The 19,054-nt window shown below is 62.4% G+C and carries 19 protein-coding genes; 8 read left to right on the top strand and 11 right to left on the bottom strand.

What is annotated here, in order from left to right:
* Positions 1–132 precede the first annotated feature (132 nt).
* Entirely contained in the window at positions 133–936 is an 804-nt protein-coding gene (locus ACVWVP_RS05420) for a SirB1 family protein (RefSeq protein WP_457404628.1), read from the top strand.
* 153 nt (positions 937–1,089) lie between these two features.
* Here the strand turns inward: ACVWVP_RS05420 and ACVWVP_RS05415 are convergent, their stop codons facing one another.
* From ACVWVP_RS05415 to hmgA, 4 genes are all read right to left on the bottom strand, one after another.
* Positions 1,090–2,460: an MFS transporter gene (locus ACVWVP_RS05415; RefSeq protein WP_457404626.1), complete on the bottom strand. Its 1,371-nt coding sequence runs from the start codon at positions 2,458–2,460 to the stop codon at positions 1,090–1,092.
* A gap of 117 nt (positions 2,461–2,577) precedes the next feature.
* Complete coding sequence (maiA, locus tag ACVWVP_RS05410) at positions 2,578–3,213, bottom strand: maleylacetoacetate isomerase (protein ID WP_259171896.1); 636 nt, start codon at positions 3,211–3,213, stop codon at positions 2,578–2,580.
* 12 nt (positions 3,214–3,225) lie between these two features.
* On the bottom strand, positions 3,226–4,512 hold the full coding sequence (gene fahA, locus ACVWVP_RS05405; RefSeq protein WP_457404624.1) for a fumarylacetoacetase: 1,287 nt from the start codon (positions 4,510–4,512) through the stop codon (positions 3,226–3,228).
* Positions 4,513–4,515: 3 nt separating this feature from the next.
* Positions 4,516–5,799, bottom strand: a complete 1,284-nt coding sequence (hmgA, locus tag ACVWVP_RS05400) for a homogentisate 1,2-dioxygenase (protein ID WP_178922886.1) — start codon at positions 5,797–5,799, stop codon at positions 4,516–4,518.
* Positions 5,800–5,919: 120 nt separating this feature from the next.
* On the opposite strand from hmgA, the gene ACVWVP_RS05395 reads away from it, so the two are divergent.
* On the top strand, positions 5,920–6,699 hold the full coding sequence (locus tag ACVWVP_RS05395) for an IclR family transcriptional regulator (protein WP_178922884.1): 780 nt from the start codon (positions 5,920–5,922) through the stop codon (positions 6,697–6,699).
* A gap of 1 nt (position 6,700) precedes the next feature.
* Here the strand turns inward: ACVWVP_RS05395 and dacB are convergent, their stop codons facing one another.
* The 7 genes from dacB to ACVWVP_RS05360 form a co-directional block, all read right to left on the bottom strand.
* A complete protein-coding gene (gene dacB / locus ACVWVP_RS05390; protein ID WP_178922882.1) occupies positions 6,701–8,158 on the bottom strand; it encodes a D-alanyl-D-alanine carboxypeptidase/D-alanyl-D-alanine endopeptidase in 1,458 nt (485 codons plus the stop codon).
* Positions 8,159–8,289: 131 nt separating this feature from the next.
* Complete coding sequence (locus tag ACVWVP_RS05385; protein ID WP_457404621.1) at positions 8,290–10,710, bottom strand: TonB-dependent siderophore receptor; 2,421 nt, start codon at positions 10,708–10,710, stop codon at positions 8,290–8,292.
* Positions 10,711–10,819: 109 nt separating this feature from the next.
* The gene (locus tag ACVWVP_RS05380) at positions 10,820–11,755 is read right to left on the bottom strand and encodes a glutathione S-transferase family protein (protein WP_457404619.1); all 936 of its coding nucleotides are present in this window, start codon (positions 11,753–11,755) and stop codon (positions 10,820–10,822) included.
* A gap of 75 nt (positions 11,756–11,830) precedes the next feature.
* Positions 11,831–12,106, bottom strand: a complete 276-nt coding sequence (locus ACVWVP_RS05375; protein WP_178922876.1) for a GIY-YIG nuclease family protein — start codon at positions 12,104–12,106, stop codon at positions 11,831–11,833.
* A gap of 37 nt (positions 12,107–12,143) precedes the next feature.
* The gene (locus ACVWVP_RS05370; protein WP_178922874.1) at positions 12,144–12,614 is read right to left on the bottom strand and encodes a nuclear transport factor 2 family protein; all 471 of its coding nucleotides are present in this window, start codon (positions 12,612–12,614) and stop codon (positions 12,144–12,146) included.
* 302 nt (positions 12,615–12,916) lie between these two features.
* Entirely contained in the window at positions 12,917–13,552 is a 636-nt protein-coding gene (locus tag ACVWVP_RS05365; RefSeq protein ID WP_178922872.1) for a response regulator transcription factor, read from the bottom strand.
* 181 nt (positions 13,553–13,733) lie between these two features.
* On the bottom strand, positions 13,734–14,528 hold the full coding sequence (locus ACVWVP_RS05360) for a response regulator (RefSeq protein WP_259171900.1): 795 nt from the start codon (positions 14,526–14,528) through the stop codon (positions 13,734–13,736).
* A gap of 369 nt (positions 14,529–14,897) precedes the next feature.
* On the opposite strand from ACVWVP_RS05360, the gene ACVWVP_RS05355 reads away from it, so the two are divergent.
* The 6 genes from ACVWVP_RS05355 (at position 14,898) to ACVWVP_RS05330 (ending at position 18,936) form a co-directional block, all read left to right on the top strand.
* Entirely contained in the window at positions 14,898–15,527 is a 630-nt protein-coding gene (locus ACVWVP_RS05355; RefSeq protein WP_178922868.1) for a DUF1120 domain-containing protein, read from the top strand.
* Complete coding sequence (locus ACVWVP_RS05350; RefSeq protein ID WP_457404616.1) at positions 15,524–16,165, top strand: DUF1120 domain-containing protein; 642 nt, start codon at positions 15,524–15,526, stop codon at positions 16,163–16,165. Before ACVWVP_RS05355 ends, ACVWVP_RS05350 begins: the two co-directional genes overlap by 4 nt.
* Before the next feature lie 39 nt (positions 16,166–16,204).
* Positions 16,205–16,819, top strand: coding sequence for a DUF1120 domain-containing protein (locus tag ACVWVP_RS05345; RefSeq protein ID WP_259171902.1), 615 nt, complete (start codon positions 16,205–16,207; stop codon positions 16,817–16,819).
* A 37-nt stretch (positions 16,820–16,856) separates the two neighbouring features.
* Positions 16,857–17,477 carry a DUF1120 domain-containing protein gene (locus ACVWVP_RS05340; protein WP_259171903.1) on the top strand — a complete coding sequence of 207 codons (621 nt, stop codon included), beginning with the start codon at positions 16,857–16,859 and terminating at the stop codon, positions 17,475–17,477.
* An 80-nt stretch (positions 17,478–17,557) separates the two neighbouring features.
* Entirely contained in the window at positions 17,558–18,184 is a 627-nt protein-coding gene (locus ACVWVP_RS05335; RefSeq protein WP_178922859.1) for a DUF1120 domain-containing protein, read from the top strand.
* A 41-nt stretch (positions 18,185–18,225) separates the two neighbouring features.
* Positions 18,226–18,936, top strand: coding sequence for a fimbria/pilus chaperone family protein (locus ACVWVP_RS05330; RefSeq protein ID WP_457404613.1), 711 nt, complete (start codon positions 18,226–18,228; stop codon positions 18,934–18,936).
* Positions 18,937–19,054: the final 118 nt, after the last annotated feature.

Below are 19,054 nucleotides of genomic sequence, written 5' to 3'. Positions count from 1 at the left end.
ACTGCCGAAGTGCGCTGGAATAAGCCGCCCGGTTTTGCAGGCCTTGCGACATAAGACCGTGGGATATTTCCCCAATGTGCTGGACGAAAATTCTCAGCAAGGCTAAAACGGGGGCATCTGCCGGAGAACGCAATGAATCCCCGCACAGCCTTTTTTGCCTGCCTGGAACGTTCGCCCCCTGCGCTGTTCGAAGCCGCGCTGTGGATTGCGGCCGAGCACGATCCGGTCGTGCAACCGCAGGTGATCCTGCAAGACTTCACCTTGTTGCAACAACAGGTCAGCGTCGGCATGCCCATGCTGCCCGCCGACGAACTGGGCCAGCCCCTGCTGCGGCGCATGAATGACCTGGGGTTTGCCCAGGACGACTTTACCCCCCTGCGCCCCGCCGCCGCCTTGCTGGACAAGGTGCTGCAGCGCAAACGCGGGCAGCCGCTGGCCATGGGGTTGATCGCGATGGAATTGGCGCGACGCCTGAACATTCCGATGGTCGGGGTGAATTTTCCCGGCCACTTCCTGCTGCGGGTGCCGGGCGCCGATCACTTGCTGGACCCCTGTGGCGGTCGGCGTCTGTACCCCAACGATTGCCGTGAGCTGCTGCACCGCCAGTACGGGCCGAACCTCAAGTTGCAGTCCGAGCACCTGCACACCGCCGACCCCCGTTCGATCCTGCAACGGCTGTCACGCAACCTGCGCCAACTGCACCTTTCCAACGATGCGCCGCTGGATGCCCTGATCGACGCCGAACGCGTGCTGGAACTGGGCAACGCCAGCGCCGCCGACTACCTGGCACGCGCCAGTCTATACCAGCGCCTGGATTGCCCGAGTGCCGAGCGCTTTGACCTGGAGCATGCGCTGCTGCTCAGCGAAGACCCGATCCAACGCCTGCGCCTGACCGAACGCCTGGGCCATTTGCCACCCAACACCATCGTGCACTGAACCCGACTGTAGTGAGCGGGCTTGCCCCGCGCCACGGCATACCTGACACACCACAGTGCCTGACACACCGCTGTGCCTGACACACCGCGGCGCGGGGCAAGCCCGCTCACTACAGTCACCGGCAAGCAAGCGCCTTCCGTTGGGCGGGGTGAATCAGTGATTGCCGGGGGCCTTGAGAATATCGCCGGGCAATGGGCTTTTCGGCACATCCATGCCAGGCGAACGCACCTGGATGATCAACAGCGCCGCAATCACTGCCGGAATCGCGCAGAAGAAGAAAATCTGCTCCACCGGAATGTGCATCGCCAACAACAAGCTGCCAAACAGCGGCCCGAGAATCGAACCAAATCGCCCAACGCCGAGCGCCCACCCAGTGCCCGTCGCCCGAACATGTGCGGGGTAGAAGTTACTGGCGAAAGCATTCAGGGTCAGTTGCCCACCGATGATGCAGAACCCGGCGGCGAACACGCAGGCCACCAGGTAGCGTGGGTTGTCATGGTTCAGCCCCAGCAGAACGGTACACACCGCCGCCGCTGCCAAAACGCCAGACAGCAGGCGTACCTTGCGTTTCAAGCGATCGGCGAACCAGGCCATGCCGATGGCGCCCAAGGTGCCGGCAAACAGGAACATCGACGTCACCAGGTTGGCTTCCTTCAACGCCAGGCCGCTTTCCAGCAACAGCGACGGCAGCCAACTGATCATGAAATACAGCAGGATCAGGCTGACAAAAAACGTCGCCCAGATCAGCACGGTCGGGCGCGCATAACCGTGGCGGAACAGCTCCACCACCGTCAGCTTGCTGCCTTGTTCTTGAAGGTTATCTGCAGCTCTCGCCAACGGCGGCTGCCAGCCCGGAAGCATGCGCGCCGTGACCTTTTGCAGGCGCGCATAAGGCGGCGCGTCACGCAACAAACGTGGCAAGGATTCGGGCAACAGCCACATCAGGAAAGGGAACAGCAACAACGGCGTCACGCCACCCGCCAGGAACACCGCTTGCCAGCCGTAGCCTTCGATAAACCCAGCCGCCACGAACCCACCCGCCGCGCCACCAAACGAAAAGCCGCACGCCGCCAACGTCACCATCAGGGTGCGCAGGCGCGGTGGGGAATACTCCGACATCAAGGCCATGGCGCTGGGCATCGCGCCGCCCATGCCGATGCCGCAGATAAACCGCGCAACCATCAAGGTGGTCAGTGAGTTGGCAAACACCATCAACACCGTGAGGGTGGCGTAGATCAGCACGCAGCCCAGCAGGATGCGCCGCACGCCAAACCGATCGGCCAGGGGCGTCACCAGCAACGAGCCCAAGGTGAGCCCCAGCAGGTTGGCGCTGAACACTGGGCCGAACGCAGCCTTTTCCAGACCCCAATCTTTGGCCAGGGCCGGCACCACGTAACCCAGCACCTGGGCATCGTAGCCATCGGTCACCAGCAGCATGGCCAGCAACAAGAGAATCAACCACTGGTAGCGCGACACCGGACGGGCGTCGAGTGCCGCGCGAAAGCTGGCAATCTGAGAGTGCATCGCAAGGTACCTATTATTTTATTTTTATGGCCACGCGCAACCTTGTAGGAGCCGGCTTGCCGGCGATAGCGGTCTACCTGACACACCGCCATCGCCAGCCAACCGGGCCCCACAGGGTCAGGGGGTGTCGGGCTGGTTGGCGGGGTGAGCCTGGATAAAGGCCGGATGCTGCGCCGCCAACGCCGCCACACGACCGATACGTGGGTATGCCGTCAACGGCACCTTGAAGCGCTCGGCCGCGTACAGCTGGGGAATCAGAAACGCGTCAGCCATGCCCGGCTGTTCACCAAAGCAAAAGCCTCGGTCGCCAATCAATTGCTCCACCGCGCCCAGCCCCTGGCTGATCCAATGGCCGATCCACTCCAGCAATTGCGCCTCATCATGCCCCCACTGGCGCAGCAGGTTCTGGGTGCTGGAGTTGTGCAGCGGGTGGATATCACAGCCGATGATCGACGCCACCGCACGCTCATGGGCGCGGGTCGCCAGATCCTTAGAGAGCAGGGGTGCCTGTGGATAACGCTCGTCCAGGTATTCGATGATCGCGGGCGATTGAATCAACAACTCGCCCTCATCGGTGCGCAACGCCGGCACGCGGCCTTGGGGGTTGATCGCCAGGTATTCCGGCTGGCGGTTGGCGCCGCCCGGTGGCACCAGCAAGTTGACCGGGATCGCGCTGAAATCCAGACCCTTGAGGGCCAGCGCGATGCGCACCCGGTACGACGAGGTGGAACGGTAGTAGGTGTAGAGTTCCATCGCCCTGCCCTCTTAGCGCGCTGCGGTTACGGTGCCCCGGCATTCGCCGAAGCCGATGGAGGCAAACCCTTCGCGGCGGCAACGGGCGCGCAGGATGATTTCGTCACCGTCCTCAAGGAACTTGCGCACCTCGCCGGACGGCAGCTCGACGGCTTTCTTGCCGCCTTCGGTGATCTCCAACAGGCTGCCGAACTGGCCCGCTTCCGGCCCGGACAAGGTGCCCGAACCGAACAGGTCGCCGGCCTGCAACTGGCAACCATTGACGCTGTGGTGGGCCACCAACTGCGCGACAGTCCAGTACATATGCAGGCTGTTGCTGAGCGCCAAGCGATGCGCCGGCAGGTTCTGCTCACGCATGGCGGCGGTGGTCAGCAGCACTTCGAGTTCGATGTCCAGTGCACCCGCGGCCTGGTCACGTTTATCCAGCAAGTACGACAGTGGTTGTGGGTCGCCTTCAGGGCGCGCCGGTTGCGCTTTGCGGAACGGTTCCAGGGCTTCGGCGGTGACGACCCATGGGGAAATCGTGGTGATGAAGCTCTTCGACAGGAACGGCCCCAGCGGCTGGTATTCCCAGGCCTGGATGTCCCGCGCCGACCAGTCGTTGAGCAGGCAGAAACCGGCGATGTGCTCGGCAGCGTCGCCAATGGCAATCGAGTCGCCCATGTCGTTGCCCTGGCCGATCCAGATGCCCAGTTCCAATTCGTAGTCCAGGCGTGCGCACGGGCCAAAGGTCGGCTCGGCTTGACCGGCCGGCAAGGTCTGGCCCTTGGGGCGGCGCACGTCGGTGCCCGAGGGGCGAATGGTCGAGGCACGGCCGTGGTAGCCGATGGGCACGTACTTGTAGTTAGGCAGCAGCGGGTTGTCGGGACGGAACAGTTTGCCGACGTTCTGCGCGTGTTCGATGCCAACGTAGAAATCGGTGTAATCGCTGATCTTCGCCGGCAGATGCATCTGGCAGTCGGCGGCGCGGTGCAGCACCTGCGCCTCGCGGGTTTGCAGCGTGCTGCCTTCGGCCAGCAGTTCCAGCAAGCGTTCACGCAACGCCACACGCGGGCCACGGCCCAGTTCGAAAAACGCATTCAATTGGCCACTGGTCATTGCCTCGACGGCACGACGGGCATCACCCTCGAATTCGCCGATGGCCGCCTGCAGGTCCAGGATCGAATCGCCAATCGCCACGCCCGCGCGCGGCGCCGAGCCGTTGATGCTGAACACGCCCAGCGGCAGGTTTTGCAGGGGGAAGTCCGTGTGACCGTTGGCGGAGGCTACCCAGCTGCGGGTAAGGGTGGGCTGAGTCATGGGTTATCTCCGGTTCGGGTTGAAGGTGGCGGGCAGCGAAGCCCAGCACGCGTCATAGGTGTTTTGCAGTTGCGGGCATTCCAGGGCGAACTGTGTAGGGCGCAGCACTTGGCTGGTCTCGAACATGAAGGCCATGGTGTTATCGATCTTGTGCGGTGCCAACTCGACGTTGATGGCCTTGGTGCAGGTCTCTCCGTCCGGGCCGTGGGCGCTCATGCAGCTGTGCAGCGACGCACCGCCCGGCAGGAAACCTTCGGCCTTGGCGTCGTAGGCGCCCTGGATCAGGCCCATGTATTCGTTCATCAGGTTGCGGTGGAACCACGGCGGACGGAAGGTGTTCTCGGCCACCATCCAGCGTGGCGGGAAGATCACGAAGTCGAGGTTGGCCAGGCCGTGCACGCTGGTGGGCGAGGTCAACACGGTGAAGATCGACGGGTCCGGGTGATCGAAACTCACGGTGCCAATCGTGTTGAAGCGGCGCAGGTCGTATTTGTACGGCACGTTATTGCCATGCCACGCGACAACGTTGAGCGGCGAATGGTCGAGCTCGCAGGCCCACAGCTCACCGAGGAATTTCTGCACCAGGGTGGTCGGTTGCTTGAGGTCTTCGTAATGGGCCACCGGCGTGAGGAAGTCACGTGGGTTCGCCAGGCCGTTGCTGCCGATAGGCCCAAGGTCTGGCAGGCGCAGCGGTGCGCCATGGTTCTCGGCGACATAGCCGCGCGCCTGGGCGTCCAGCAGCTCGATGCGGAATTTAAGGCCACGCGGCAGCACGACGATTTCCAGCGGTTCCACTTCCAACACGCCCAGTTCAGTGGCGATGCGCAAGCGGCCCTGCTCGGGCACGATCAACAGTTCGCCATCGGCGTTGAAGAACACGCGGTCCATGGAGCGGTTGGCGCGGTAGTGATAAATGCTGATGCCAGAGGGTTTTTCCGACCCGGTATTGGCGACCATGCCGACGAGCCCATCGATGAAGTCCGTCGGCTCACCAGGCATATCCAGCGGGTTCCAACGCAAGCGATTAGGCGTCACCGCGCCGAGCGGGCCACCAGCCAATTGCCGCTCAAGTTTGACGAAGGCAGGGTGATTGGCCGACGGCTGGATGCGGTACAGCCAGGTGCGACGGGCTTCGCTGCGCGCCATGGTGAACGCGGTGCCGGAGAACAGTTCGGTGTACAGCCCGTAGGGCGCTTTTTGCGGGGAGTTCTGGCCGACGGGCAGCGCGCCGGGCAGGGCTTCGCTGGCGAATTCATTGCCGAAGCCCGACAGGTATTCGAGGGTCATGGATCATCCTCTGAGCGGAAGTTGTTTTTATCGTAATCCAGTTACGCATAACGTAATTTGATCACCATCGACCGTCAAGCTATAAAGACGCCCATTCATCTCTCGGATTCCCGCTGCCCCATGGAAAAGCCCCGCGACACCGGTAAACAGAAAGTCCGCTCGGCCGAAGTGGGCACCGACATCCTCAAGGCCCTGGCCGAACTGTCCCCCGCCACGTCGCTGTCGCGCCTGGCCGAACACGTGCAGATGCCGGCCAGCAAGGTGCATCGCTACCTGCAAGCGCTGATCGCCTCGGGCTTTGCCGAACAGAACACCGCCACCAACCATTACGGCCTGGGCCGCGAAGCATTGCGCGTGGGCCTGGCCGCGCTGGGCAGCATGGACGTGCTGAAAGTCGGCGCGATGCCCCTGGCGGAGCTGCGCGATGAATTGAACGAAACCTGCTTTTTGGCGGTATGGGGCAACCAGGGCGCCACCGTGGTGCAGATCGAACCCGCCGTGCGTGCGGTGACGGTGGTGACGCAGCTGGGTTCGGTACTGCCTCTGCTCAGTTCCTCCACCGGGCTGGTATTCAGCGCCTATTTGCCGTCACGGGAGACCGTGGAATTGCGCGAGCGCGAAATCCAGGCGGGCACTGCCCATACCCTGGCGGACGACCAGGCCTACGCCAGTGCCTGCGAACAGATCCGCAGCCGAGGCCTGCACTTTGTGCATGGCTTGCTGATGCCCGGGGTGGATGCGCTCTCGGCGCCGGTGTTCAACGCGGTCGGGCACGTGGCGGCGGTGATGACCGTGGTCGGCCCCACCTCCCTGTTCCATGCCGATGAAGATGGCCCGGCGGCCCAGCATTTGCTGGCGGCAACCCGGGCCGTGAGCTGGCGCATGGGCTACCAGCCCTGAATCAGTTGTCCCAACCGGCGAGGGCCACGGCCACGCGGTTTTCCAGGGCCTTGACCTGCGCGCCCGCCACCACGTAGTTGTTGGTGACCATGGAAAACACCAACCGATGCCCGCGCGCATCATTGATGTAGCCACTGAGCGACGACACACCACCCATGGAGCCGGTCTTGGCGTGCAGGTTGTTCTGCGCCGGCGTGCCAACCAGGCGATAACGCAGGCTGCCGCCCGTCATGCGGTCGGCGTTGCCGGCAATCGGCAGGGCGTTGTACCAGGCGTTGAACCAGGGTTGTTTGCTGGCCGCCAGCAACAGGTCGGTGAGGGTTTGCGATGACACCAGGTTGCGCCGCGACAAACCGGAGCCATCCACCTGATTCAGCGCCGCCGTCTCCAGGCCCTGGCGCTTGAGAAACCCGGCCACCGCCACCACACCCGCCGCCGCCGTACCGCTATTGGCAGTCTGGCGCCCCATGGCCTTGAGCAAGGCTTCGGACATGTTGTTGTTCGACAGCTTGAGCAGCGGCGTGATCAGCTCCTGCAACGGCGCCGATTGGTGTTCGGCCAGTACGGTGATCGCAACCGGGGAGCCCCCGCCGATGATCCGCCGTCCGGACACGACGATGCCTTGCTGCGCCAGGGCCTGCTCGAAGAGGTTGGCCACCAGTTGCGTCGGCTCCCACACACTCACCAATTGCTGGCTCTGCTTGCCCGGCGCCACCGCACCACTGAGTTGCAACAGGTTGGTGCCATGGCGGCGGTTGATCCCATAGGTATTGCCCGGGCCGCTGACGGCGCGGTTGCTCAACTGCAGGTAGTCGGTGGGCGGGAAGATCTCCACCCCCACCGGCTGGCCGACCCGCGACGGCGCCTTGGCGGTCACCAACACGGAGCCTGCATCAAAGTCGCTGTTGGGTGACACGGTCAGCGCCGAAATCTGCGCGCCGTAGTAGGTGCTTTCATCGTCATGGGACCAATCGACACCCAGCCGTTCGGCGTCAAACCAGGTGTCGTCGAACACCAGGTCGCCCTGCACCTGACGGATGCCCTGGCTGGCGAGTTGCGCCGCCAGTGCCTGATAGTCGGCAAACTGCAGGGTCGGGTCGCCCAGGCCGCGCAGGTAGAGGTTGCCAGTCAGGCGATCACCCTGGCGAATGCCGTTGCTCAGCAATTGCGTGGCAAAACGGTATTGCGGCCCCAGCACATCCATGGCCGCCGCCGTGGTCAACAACTTGAGATTGGAGGCCGGCACCAGTCGCGTGCGCGGGTTGTGCTGGTAGAGCGTGGCGCCGCTGCGGGCATCACGCACCATGAGGGAAACCGTGGCGCCGTGCAGCGCCGGGTCGGCCAGCAGTTGGTCCAGCTGGGCTGAACCCGACGTCTGCGAAACACTGGCGCAACCGCCCAGCACAACACTCAAGGCAACCAGCATTGCGCTGGTGTGTATCCATTTCTGCAACCGCATCAGTAGCGTTTTCCCGCAAGGCTTCAATGGCGGCAACGCTAACAGCTCCGTTCCTTTGTGGCGAGTGGGCTTGTCTCCGGTTCAGGCTGCTGCGCAGCCCAGCGGGAGCAAGCGCCCTCGCCGCAGGGCCGTCAGAAGGTCAACGTGCTGGAGACCGACACCTGGCGCGCATCGCCCAAGGACACAAACACCCGGCTCGCCGCCGAGGCGTAGTAGACGCGGTCGAACATGTTCTTCACGTTGAGCTGGAACTTGACCTTCTGCCCTTCGATCTTGGTGTCGTAGGTCGCAAACGCGTCCGCCACGGTGTAGCCCGGCAGGGTGAAGTCGTTGGCCGCATCGCCGGCGCGCTCGCCCACATAGCGAGCGCCGGCGCCCACGCGCAGTTGGTCGCCACCAAAAACATTGCCGAAGTCATACACCGCCGAGAGCGAAGCGGTGTTCTTCGCAACGTTCTGCAGGCGGTTGCCTTCCAGGGTCGGGTCCTTGTCCTTGGTGTCCAGGGCATCGGTGTAGGCGTAGCTGCCGATCAGGCTCCATTGGTCGGTCAACTGGCCGGTGGCGTCCAGTTCCAGGCCACGGGAACGCACCTGGCCAGCGATGCTGTAGATGGTGTTTGCGCCAGAGCCGACTGAGACCAGCACGTTGCGTTTTTCAATGTTGAACAGCGCCGCGCTCGCGGTGATGCGCCCCGGCATATCGAGCTTGGCGCCCAGTTCCCAGGACTTGGATTTCTCCGGCGTCAGGTCGCCCGTCAACTTGCTGCCATCGGCCAGGGCCGCAATGGTGGAGTTGGGTTTGAACGATTCGGTGTAGCTGCCGTAGAACGACAGCTCGTCGGTGTAGCGATACACCAGGCCGGCACGCGGCACCCAGGCCTGGCCGTTACCGTTGGTGTTGGCGGTGAACGGCACGCCTTTGCCCGCGTATTGGTCGTACATCTGGTAGCGCGCGCCGCCCACCAGAATCCATTTGTCGGTCAGGTGGATCGCGTCCTGGAAGAACAGCGAATCGCTGCGCAGCAAGTCGGTCTGGGCACTGTCCTTGGCGCTGACGGTGGTGCCTTCCACATCGCGGCCATACACCGGGTTGAGGTAGCTGAACGCACTGCGTTGTGCCTGGCGAATCAGGTCCGCGCGATAGATCTTGCGGTACTCGTCATCCAGGCCAAACACCAGGTCATGCTGCATGCCGGCCACGTTGACCTTCCCTTCCAGGCTGAACGTGGAGAAACGGTCAGTGGTCAACGCGCCCCCGGTGCCGTCCATGCTGCGCGTCAAGGTGCCGTTGGGGTTCACGGTCACGATGCGCACTTGGCTGGCGTCGTAGGTCTCGCGGTTCCAGCTGTAGCCGAAGTGGGCTTTCCAGTCGTCGTTCAGGTCATGATCGACTTCCAGGCGGTACAGGTCGGAGCGGCCCTCCATGTTGTTGAACGGCTCATCCAGGCGACGGGTCGCAGGGATATCCAGCGGGTGGTTGGTCTTGGGGTCGATGGCGGTGCCACGGTCGAACGGCGAGAGGAATTCGCGGTGCTCGTAGGCAAACACCACTTTGGTGGTGTCGCCGTACCAGGCCAGGGACGGCGCCACCAGCGTCTCGCGGTGGGTGCCGAAGTTGCGCCAGTAATCTTCGTCTTCATGGTCGACGATCAGGCGATAGGCCAAGCCGCTGTCCCCAATCGGGCCGGTGGTGTCGAGGTTGCCGCCGCTGCCGTTCTTGCCATCACCAAAGGTCGAGCCGCGTGCGGTCAACGAGGTGGACTGCACCAGTTCAGGCTTCTTGCTGACGATATTGACCACGCCGCCCGGGTCCTGGATGCCGTACAACAATGACGCCGGGCCCTTGAGCACTTCGACGCGTTCGGCCGTGGAGTTCAGAGCACGTCCCTGCACAATGGGCATGCCGTCCTGCATGATCGAACCATTACGGTTGTCGCCAAAGCCGCGCAGCATCACCGCGTCCTGGGTACTGGCCAGGGTATTGGCCTGGGTAATGCCGCTGATATTGCCCAGGGCATCGTCCAGGTTGCGCGGGGTCTGGTCACGCAGGACCTGGGCCGGCACCACGTTGACGGTTTGCGGAGTTTCCAGCAGCAGGCCGTGGGAGCGCATCACCGAACTGGTGGGCGGCGGCTGATAGCTGGTGCTGTCCTGGGCCTGGCCGGCCCCGCTGATGGTGGTGGCGCCGAGGTTGAGGGCGCCGTCGGTGGGCACCGGCTCCAGGGCCAGGGTACGGGCATCGATCTGACGGAAGGTAAAGCCGGACTTGCCCAGCAGGCGTTGCAGGGCCTGGGTCGCACTCATCTGGCCGCTGACGGCGGGGGCGCTGAGGCCGTAGGGCGCCTCATCGGTGTAGATCACGCTGATGCCAGTGACCCGGCTGAAGTCGCTCAAGGCCTGGGGCAGCGGTTTGGCTGCCAGGGCAAAGTTGAACTGGGTGCTTTGCTGCTCCTGCGCCTGTGCAATGCCCAAGGGCAGCAACGCCAGCCCCGAAACCGCCAATACCGAGGCTCCCAGCCACTGTTTAACCAAACCGCCCGCCATCGACTTCATGCTGTGAGAACCCGTGTAGAAAACGCTGTTAATGCGAATAGATCGCAGTTTCAAGCACTACACGGATGGGCTGGCGATTTACCTCACTGCTCTTTGCAAAAAAATTTGTTTACTGCGCCTGAATGCAAAAACCCATGCGGGGGAAATGCACATGCACGGTGCCGGCACGCTCATCGATACGGCGCAGGATCAGCTCTTCACGCCCGGCAAACAGCAACTCGCCCGCCACCGGGTCGGTGCCGTAGTCGGTCGCCGAAATGGTCACCTGCTGCCCGACCTTGAAGCCGTTCAAGTCGTCGAAAACCTCATCCGGCAGCACGGCCGGGCTCGCATTGCGCGCGACGTCCAGGGCTTGCTCGGCGCTCATCGGGGTGGACGTGCCATGGCCAAAGCCCAACACGCGATCCAGCCAGGCTGCTACGGCGGGATAGGCATCCACCAACGGCGCAGTCACCGAAGAGCCTTTGAGGAACCATAACGGGTGGGCCAGGGAGAAGTCGGCAATCGAAGGCTCGCCGAACAGAAAATCCCCCGCCTGATGCTGCAATTGCTGATTGATGCGGCTGATGATCGCCGGCCATTGATGCAGGGCCTGCTCCAGTTGCACCCGCGCCGCCGTGCCACCGCTGAACAGCTTTTTGCGGTCGGCGACCAGCACCTGGATCATTTCCGGCGGCACCTTGGCAAATTTGACCGCCAGGGACTCGGGCTGGAACACCAGCGCAACGGCATGGGAAAACACCAGCGAATCCGCCCAGGCGGCAAAGCCCTGGGTGATCAATTCCTGGCCTTGGGGAAACAGGGTCGGGGCGGCTTTTTCCTGTTCCAGACGCCGGGCGATCAAGGCCGTGTCGCAGTAGATATCGGCGCCCACTTGCAGCACCGGGGTCTTGCGGTAGCCACCGGTCAGGGGCATCAGGTCCGGCTTGGGCATCACCGGCGCGATATGCACCGAGCGCCAGGACAAGCCTTTGAAGCCCAGCAACAGGCGGGCTTTTTCAGCAAAAGGGGACTGGGGGTAGTGGTGAAGAATCAACTCAGACATACCAGGCTCCGCTCGATAAGTGAGCCGCTAGCTTAGCCTGCAACACATCGATTGGGGACGATGGGAACCCATCAGTCAAATCAATGGGCTGCTCGCCGCCAGGCACTCCTTGGCGCTCTTCTTCAACTTCTTGATCAACCGTTCCTGGCGCAACGCCTCGCCCTTGCTCGCGCACTGCTCGGTGTACACCAGCGCCACGGCGGGGCTGGACAGGAAGAACCGCGCGCCCTTGCCACGCTGGTGCATGGCAAAACGGCGCACCGGGTCATTGCTGATGCCGCAGTACAACGAGCCGTTGGCGGCGCGTACCAGGTAGACAAACCAGGGTTTGGGTTCAGAAGTTTCAGTCACAGGTCGAGCCGGCAAAACCAGAAGAGCGCCCAGCTTATCAACGACTGGCCTGGAACGCCTTCAAACCACGCAGGGCCTGGCTACGCACGGCGTTTTTCACCAGCGGCGTCCAGCCCAGCAACAAACCTTTGGTGCCCAGCGCCTGACGCGACCAGCGCCACAGGTCAAAGCTGTCGTGGTGTTCACAGATCTTGCCGTCGCGAAACACAAAGCGCGCCTGGATATCGTTGACCACCGTGTTACCGGTGGCGCTGAACAGGTACGTGGCGACCCAATGTGCACCGCCGCTGCGCTCATCGCTGCGCACGTTGTCGAAGGTCAGGGAGAAGTCCTTGGCGCGCGTGGTGAGCATGCGCCACATGTCGCCAGCATCACGCCCATGCAATGGGCCGAAGGCGGGGTCGCTGAACACCACATCGTCGGTGTAGCAGGCGGCCATGGCCTCGGCGTCAAGGCGCTGGAAGGCCTGGTAGAAACGGTTGATCAGGGCGGTGTGGGCATCACTCATGGGCAGGCTCCGGGCGCTATTGTTATCCGGGTTGCACGATAGTCTGCCCATGGGCGCAATGCCATGTACATTTGCTACGTCAATGAAAGGGGTGAGGTCCGAGTTACACCCCTTCGACAGGCATCAATCAGCTAACCGCTCAGGTACCTTTGAAAGTCCCCCTGCCTTATCGACCCCGCCACGCCAACTTTGCGCAACTACAGGTTCGATAAATAGCTGGGCCATACCATCGCCCTGAAGTTATTCAGGCTCAACAGGGTAAAAGTACTGTCATCACGCCAAACTTATTTACCAAGCCCCAACTAAGGCACCATCCCGGCATCTCGCGCATAGGTAAACAAATCTACATCGGTTGATATACATAACCGGTGCATTGCCGTGCTCTTCTGTTTGCTGATAGTTGAAATACTGCGATTGACCCGCGCGGCAATCTGGCTGACTGTCATCCCGCTGGCGAGCATGCGCACGACCTCTTGCTCCTTGCCCGACAACTTGGGTGCCTGGGTCGGCTGGGCCAGGCATGCCTGGTCCAACTGCACACGCAGGCACTCACTGACAAACTCACGCCCTTGCACCACAGCGGTCAAGGCCTGGGGCAATTCCCGGGCAGACGCACTCTTGGCGATAATCCCCCGGGCGCCGTGGCTGAAGGCTGCACGCAGGGTCGCGATATTGGCAAACATGGTCACCAGGATCACCGGTACATCGGGGTATTGGCGGTTCAACAGTCCCAGCAAGCCATACCCATCCGCTTGCTGATTACCGGGCATGGCAAAATCAGTCACGATCACGTCGCAGGGTATTCGGCCGACCAACTCCAGGAGTTGGTCAGGCCCGTCGGCCTCCCCCACGACCTTGCACTTGCCACTCGCCTCGATCACCACTTTCTGGCCCACGCGAACAATAGGGTGATCGTCAGCAATAATGATGCGAATCATCGGTTTTTCCATGATGGCAATTTGAGACCGCCAAAATACCGCGATCATGTTTCTGCAACAACCAGAAATAAAACGCTCTTAGTGCGTCAAACCCCACACTTAATAAGGCCCTCACTACTTCCTACATAAATAAGAGAAATTACATAAGGAAAAGCACTACATAGTTAGAGGATATATTCCTTCAAAGTTGAGCCAAGTAGTTCAAATACCATTCCACTTCATGGCGAAACTCATCCAACACCGGCCGGTTCAGTGCCATGCCCGTCAATTGCACACGCTCGATCAGATCCGCAGCGCCGGCCTCCAGGCCGGTTTCCCCCAGGAACGCCACGCTGCCTACCAAGCGATGCAAGCACTGTGCGGCCAGCCTGGCATCCAGGTCGGCCTGGGCATGAACCAGCACCGCCAGGTCTGCATGCGCTTCCTGGATAAGACTGAACAGCATCGGCTCCACCACATCCCAGGAGCCAAAGGCATCGATCAGGCTGGCACGATTGGGAAAGCTGCGACGACCGGTTCGGACAGTGCCCACCTCCCTCTCGACGATGCCCGCAGGCTCTGGCGGCAGCCAGCAGCGCAGCACCTCACGCAATTGCGCAAAGCCGATGGGTTTGATCAACCAGCCGTCCATGCCGCAAGCCACGCACTGGCGAATTTCTTCCGGCCCCAGGCTGCCGCTCAAGCCCAGCACGATGGCAGGGGGGCGGCCCGCCGCCTGTTCGCGGCGGCGCAGTTCACGGGTGAGGGTATAGCCATCCATCACCGGCATGCGGCAGTCGCTGATCACCAGGTCGAAATGCTCGGTCGCCAAGGCGTGCAGGGCTTGCTGCCCATCACAACAGCACTGGTAGGCCACCGCGAGTTTTTCAAGCAGTGAGCCAAGCAACAGGCGGTAAGTGCAGTGGTCATCCACCACCAGCACCCGGGCTTCAGGCGCTATTGTCGGCGAACGTCGGTTTGAAAAGTGGCCAGGCATGCTGCCCTCAATGAGAGCGATCAACTCACCCTGACTTTGCGTAATTAAGGACGATCACCTGAACCCGTGCGGGTTGGGTACAAGCAATCAAGACGGGCGCAAAATATCCGAATACATGCAGGGCGACGATACAAAAACTACGACAAATCAGCCGATCGCCTTCGAAAATCAGGCTTTCTGCTTAAACAACCCCCTTTTGTCATTGCCACCCTGTCATTCGTAATAGTTGCATTTCCGCCTCTCCCGCCCGGCGATAAATTCCTCCCCGCTTTCCCTTAAAGCGACGCGTGCCCACCACAACCATAAAACCCATGGGCAACTTCACCGCGCCGCTCTGCCCCTGATCCGTGCATAGGAATACCGACTGTGATGAAAGACTCTCTCGCCGCCCTGGCCGGAGCCCTGCTGATCGCCCACGCCAGTACGGCGCTGGCCGCTAGCTCCGTGGACCTTTCGGTCAAAGGTGCCATTACCCCGAGCGCTTGTAGGCCTAGCCTGAGCAACGGCGGGCTGGTGGACTACGGCAAGATCTCGACCCAGGACCTGGACCCGACCGAGGTCACCGAACTGCCCAGGACCCTCTTCAAGTTGGCGGTCAATTGCGAAGGTTCGAGCTTGTTCGCGTTGAACGCCCAGGACAATCGATCCTCCATGGCGGGCCCCGCCGCCTCCTTCGTACTGGGGCGGATCAGCCCGACAAACTGGATCGCCACGTATTTCCTGACCATGGAAAACGTGGTCACCGACGACCCCAGCGCCTACCCGATCTACTCCCTGGATAACGGCTCGACCTGGATCTACAACTCCGAACGGCAGGTACCGGCTAATACACTCAGTGCTTTCGGCAATCAGACTTCCGGCACACGCGCCCCCGTCTCCCTGACAGATGTAGCGCTGGACCTGATTGTCCAGCCCTACATTTTTCCAAAAAGCCAGATCCCGGCAGGCGAAACCATTCCCCTGGACGGGTCCGCCACGTTCGAGTTGCGCTACCTATGAAGGCCTCAACGCTGTGCCGTTGCAGCACGTTCGGCCTCGTGCTCAACCTGGCCCCCGCAGCGTTCGCCGCCAGCAACGTCGACCTGGCAGTACGCGGCAACATCACCCCCAGCGCGTGCAAACCGAGCCTGGCCCAAGAGGGTCTAGTCGACTACGGCAAGATCGCCGCCCGCGATCTGAACCGCGAGTCCTTCACCCCGTTGCCGCTCACCCAGCTGCCTGCGGCCGTCAACTGCCAGGCCCCGACCCTGTTTGCCCTGAGGCTCACCGATAACCGTGCCGGCTCCAGCGCGGCCGAGCCCTACGGTTTCGGGCTCGGCCTGATCAACGCCAGCGAGCGGCTCGGTGTGTTCCACACCACCTTGCATACCCCCTTGGCAGAGAACGCGCCCATCACTCAATTGCAGTCATCAGACAACGGCCAAAGCTGGAGCGTGGTTGAAGAGAACGTCGCCTTGCCGCCGCTACGACTGGCCGCGTTCGGGGACGCTTCTTCCGGCGTCTGGAGCCCGCTGCCGATCCAAGCGCTGCGTGTGCAAATACGTGTCAGCACGCTGATCGCACCGGCCCAGGGCCTGACCCTGGATCGCGAGGTGCCACTGGACGGCTCAGCCACGCTGGACCTGATTTACCTGTAGTGCCTCACCCTCAACCCTACCTTACAAGGACTTGTGCCCATGGATAGACCCACCCTCGCCTTCCTGCTAGCCGCCCTTGCGCCTGGCGCGTTCGCTGCCAGCAGTACGGACCTGAGCGTCTCCGGGACCATCACCCCCAGAGCCTGCACGTCCGTACTGTCAAACGGTGGCGTGATCGACCACGGCAAGATGACCTCCAAGGACCTGCAACCCAGCTCCCCCACGTTGCTCGATGCGGCCGAGATGCGCTTTGAAGTGCAGTGCGAGGGAGAGACCTTTTTCACCTTGACCACCGTGGATAACCGCGCGGGCACCTCTGCCATCAACCCGAGGCACCACGGCCTGGGCATGACCGCCGAAAAAGAAAAACTGGGCAGCGTGGCGTTCTCGCTGTTCGACCCGGTGGCCGATGACAAACCGGTCAAGGTCATCACCTCAAGCAACGGCGGCGCCAACTGGTCCGCTTCGATCTACCTGGGGCATGAAGCACTGACCTCGTTTGCCGCCCTCGACGGCCCCAACACGCCCATCGCCCTGAAAACCCTGAATGCCCGGCTGCGCGCATTCACCATCATCGTGCCCGCTACCGACCTGACCCTTCTTGATGAGGTGCCACTGGACGGCCAGGCCACGCTGCAACTCAAGTACTTGTGACCCTTTTCCCTCTGCTTGCCTTGAAAGGAGCAACACCATGAAAGCCCTGAATGCCCTGATCGCCACCCTGCTGCTCACCGGGACCGGCACTGCCCTGGCCGCCTCCAGCGTGGACCTGACCGTGCGTGGAATAATCACCCCAAAAGCCTGCGAGCCGGAGCTGTCCGGCGGCGGCAATGTGGAGATCGGCAAGATTTCGGCCAAGGACCTCAATGCCGACAGCCCCACCCGCTTGCCCGACCAGACCGTGCGAATGACCGTCACCTGCGACGCGGCAACACTGGTAGCAATCGAACCCAAGGACAATCGTGCCGGGTCGGCTTCGTTACCCGATGATAGGAACTTTGGCCTGGGACTGGTCAATGGCAGCGAAAAACTCGGTGCCTTCCAGATGTACCTGCAATCGCCGGTCGGAGATGGCACGGAACTGGGGCCCATTTCCTCCAGTGACGGCGGCCTGACCTGGACCCGCTACATGTACCTGACCAACAACGGCATAACCTCCGTGGCCAATACCACCGCCATCGCCCCGGTGCCGGTGCAGTCGCTGGTCACCGATGTGGTCATCATCCCCTACATCGCCCCGGCCAACAGCCTGACCCTGACCGAGGAAGTGCCGATCAACGGTTCGACCACCCTGACCGTCAAATACCTGTAATGGAAAACGGGCGCAGCCTTCCCGGGTTGCGCCCAGCGCCGCACTCACGGATGTCCCTCAACACGGTTCCAACATCGACCATGAACACGCTCTCACGCCGCTTGATGACGCTCGGTCTCTGCCTGACCGCCACCTCCGCCCTGTGTGCCTCGAAGGTCGACGTGACATTGACCGGCAGCGTCACCCCGAGTGCCTGCACGCTGGTCCTGTCGCCCAGCGGCATCGTCGACCATGGGCGGGTGCCGGCCCGCTCGCTCAATCAGTACGAGTTCACCGAACTGCCCCTGCGCACACTGGACATGAACGTCACCTGCAACCAGCCCGTGCTGTTCGTGCTGGTCGGTGTGGATAACCGTGCCGACTCCTCCGTGGGCCCTGGCTTCTATTACGGCTTGGGCAACAACGTCCATGCCCCGGCTGAACGCCTGGGCTCGGTGGCCCTGGCCATTCGCGAAGCGGTGGGCGATGGCCAACGCGCCATTGTGCTGGCCTCCAGCAATCGAGGCCTGACCTGGTTTCCCGAAACCAACGCCTACCCGGACAACTACATGGGCTTTGCGCACCCCGGCACGCTGGTGCCGGACCCGCACAGCGTGCTCACCGCCAAGCTGGAAATCAAAACGTCGATCAACGCCGCCGCCTACCTGACCCTCGACCAAGAGGTGCCGTTGGACGGCTCCATCGTGCTAGACCTGAGGTATCTGTAGTCATGCTCCCCTTCCCTTGCGTTGCCAAAATAATTACACGGGTGTTCAACCTGGTTCGCTATGCCGGCCTCTACCTCGCCGCGCTGGCGCTGACGTTGTGGGGCCCCACCCTTGTGCTCGCCGATGGCATGGTGCCGGACACGTCGGTGGTGATCGTCAACGAGGCCGATGGCGAAGCCTCGGTGTCGGTGACCAACACCGACACCAAGCTCGCCTTGCTGCACGTCACCCTCGAAGACATTCCTGAAGACACGGCGCCGCTGCTGTTTGTCACGCCGCCGCTGACACGGGTCGAGCCGTCCAAGAGCCCGTTGATCCGTTTCATCCTGCAATCGGCCACCCCCCTGACCACCCAGCGCTTGAAACGGGTGATCTTCGAAGGCATGCCTCAGGGCCGCGCCGAAGGCCAGGCCGGGCATGCGCGAGTGGGCGTGACGGTGCGCCAAAACCTGCCGGTGATTCTGCACCCCAAGGGGCTCGCACCGAATCGCACGCCCTGGACCGGCTTGGTCTGGAGCCTGAAGAACCAGCAACTGAGTGTGAATAACCCGACGCCCTACGTGGTCCGCCTGGCTCAGGAATTGACCTTGCTGCCCGGCAAAGGCTCGGCCTTGCTGCCGCGCACCTATGTGCTGCCCGGCGAGACCTTGAGCGTGGCCGCCAGCCAAGCCCAGGCCAGCACCGTGCAGATGCAACCGGCCACCGTCTACGGGTTTGCGGTGGCGCCTTACGAAGCACCGATCACCCTTTGATCGCAGCGCCGGCGGGCCCAATGCCGGCGCCCTGATAACGAAGTGGCCTCCCATTGAAGGCCACCAGGAGCTCTCCCGTCGCGAAGGATTGACGCGGGCCTGCCTCCACTTATTCGAG

The sequence above is a fragment of the Pseudomonas sp. TE24901 genome, from assembly GCF_054058375.1.
Note: the sequence above shows the minus strand (reverse complement) of the source record. Positions and strands in the feature narration are given on the sequence as shown.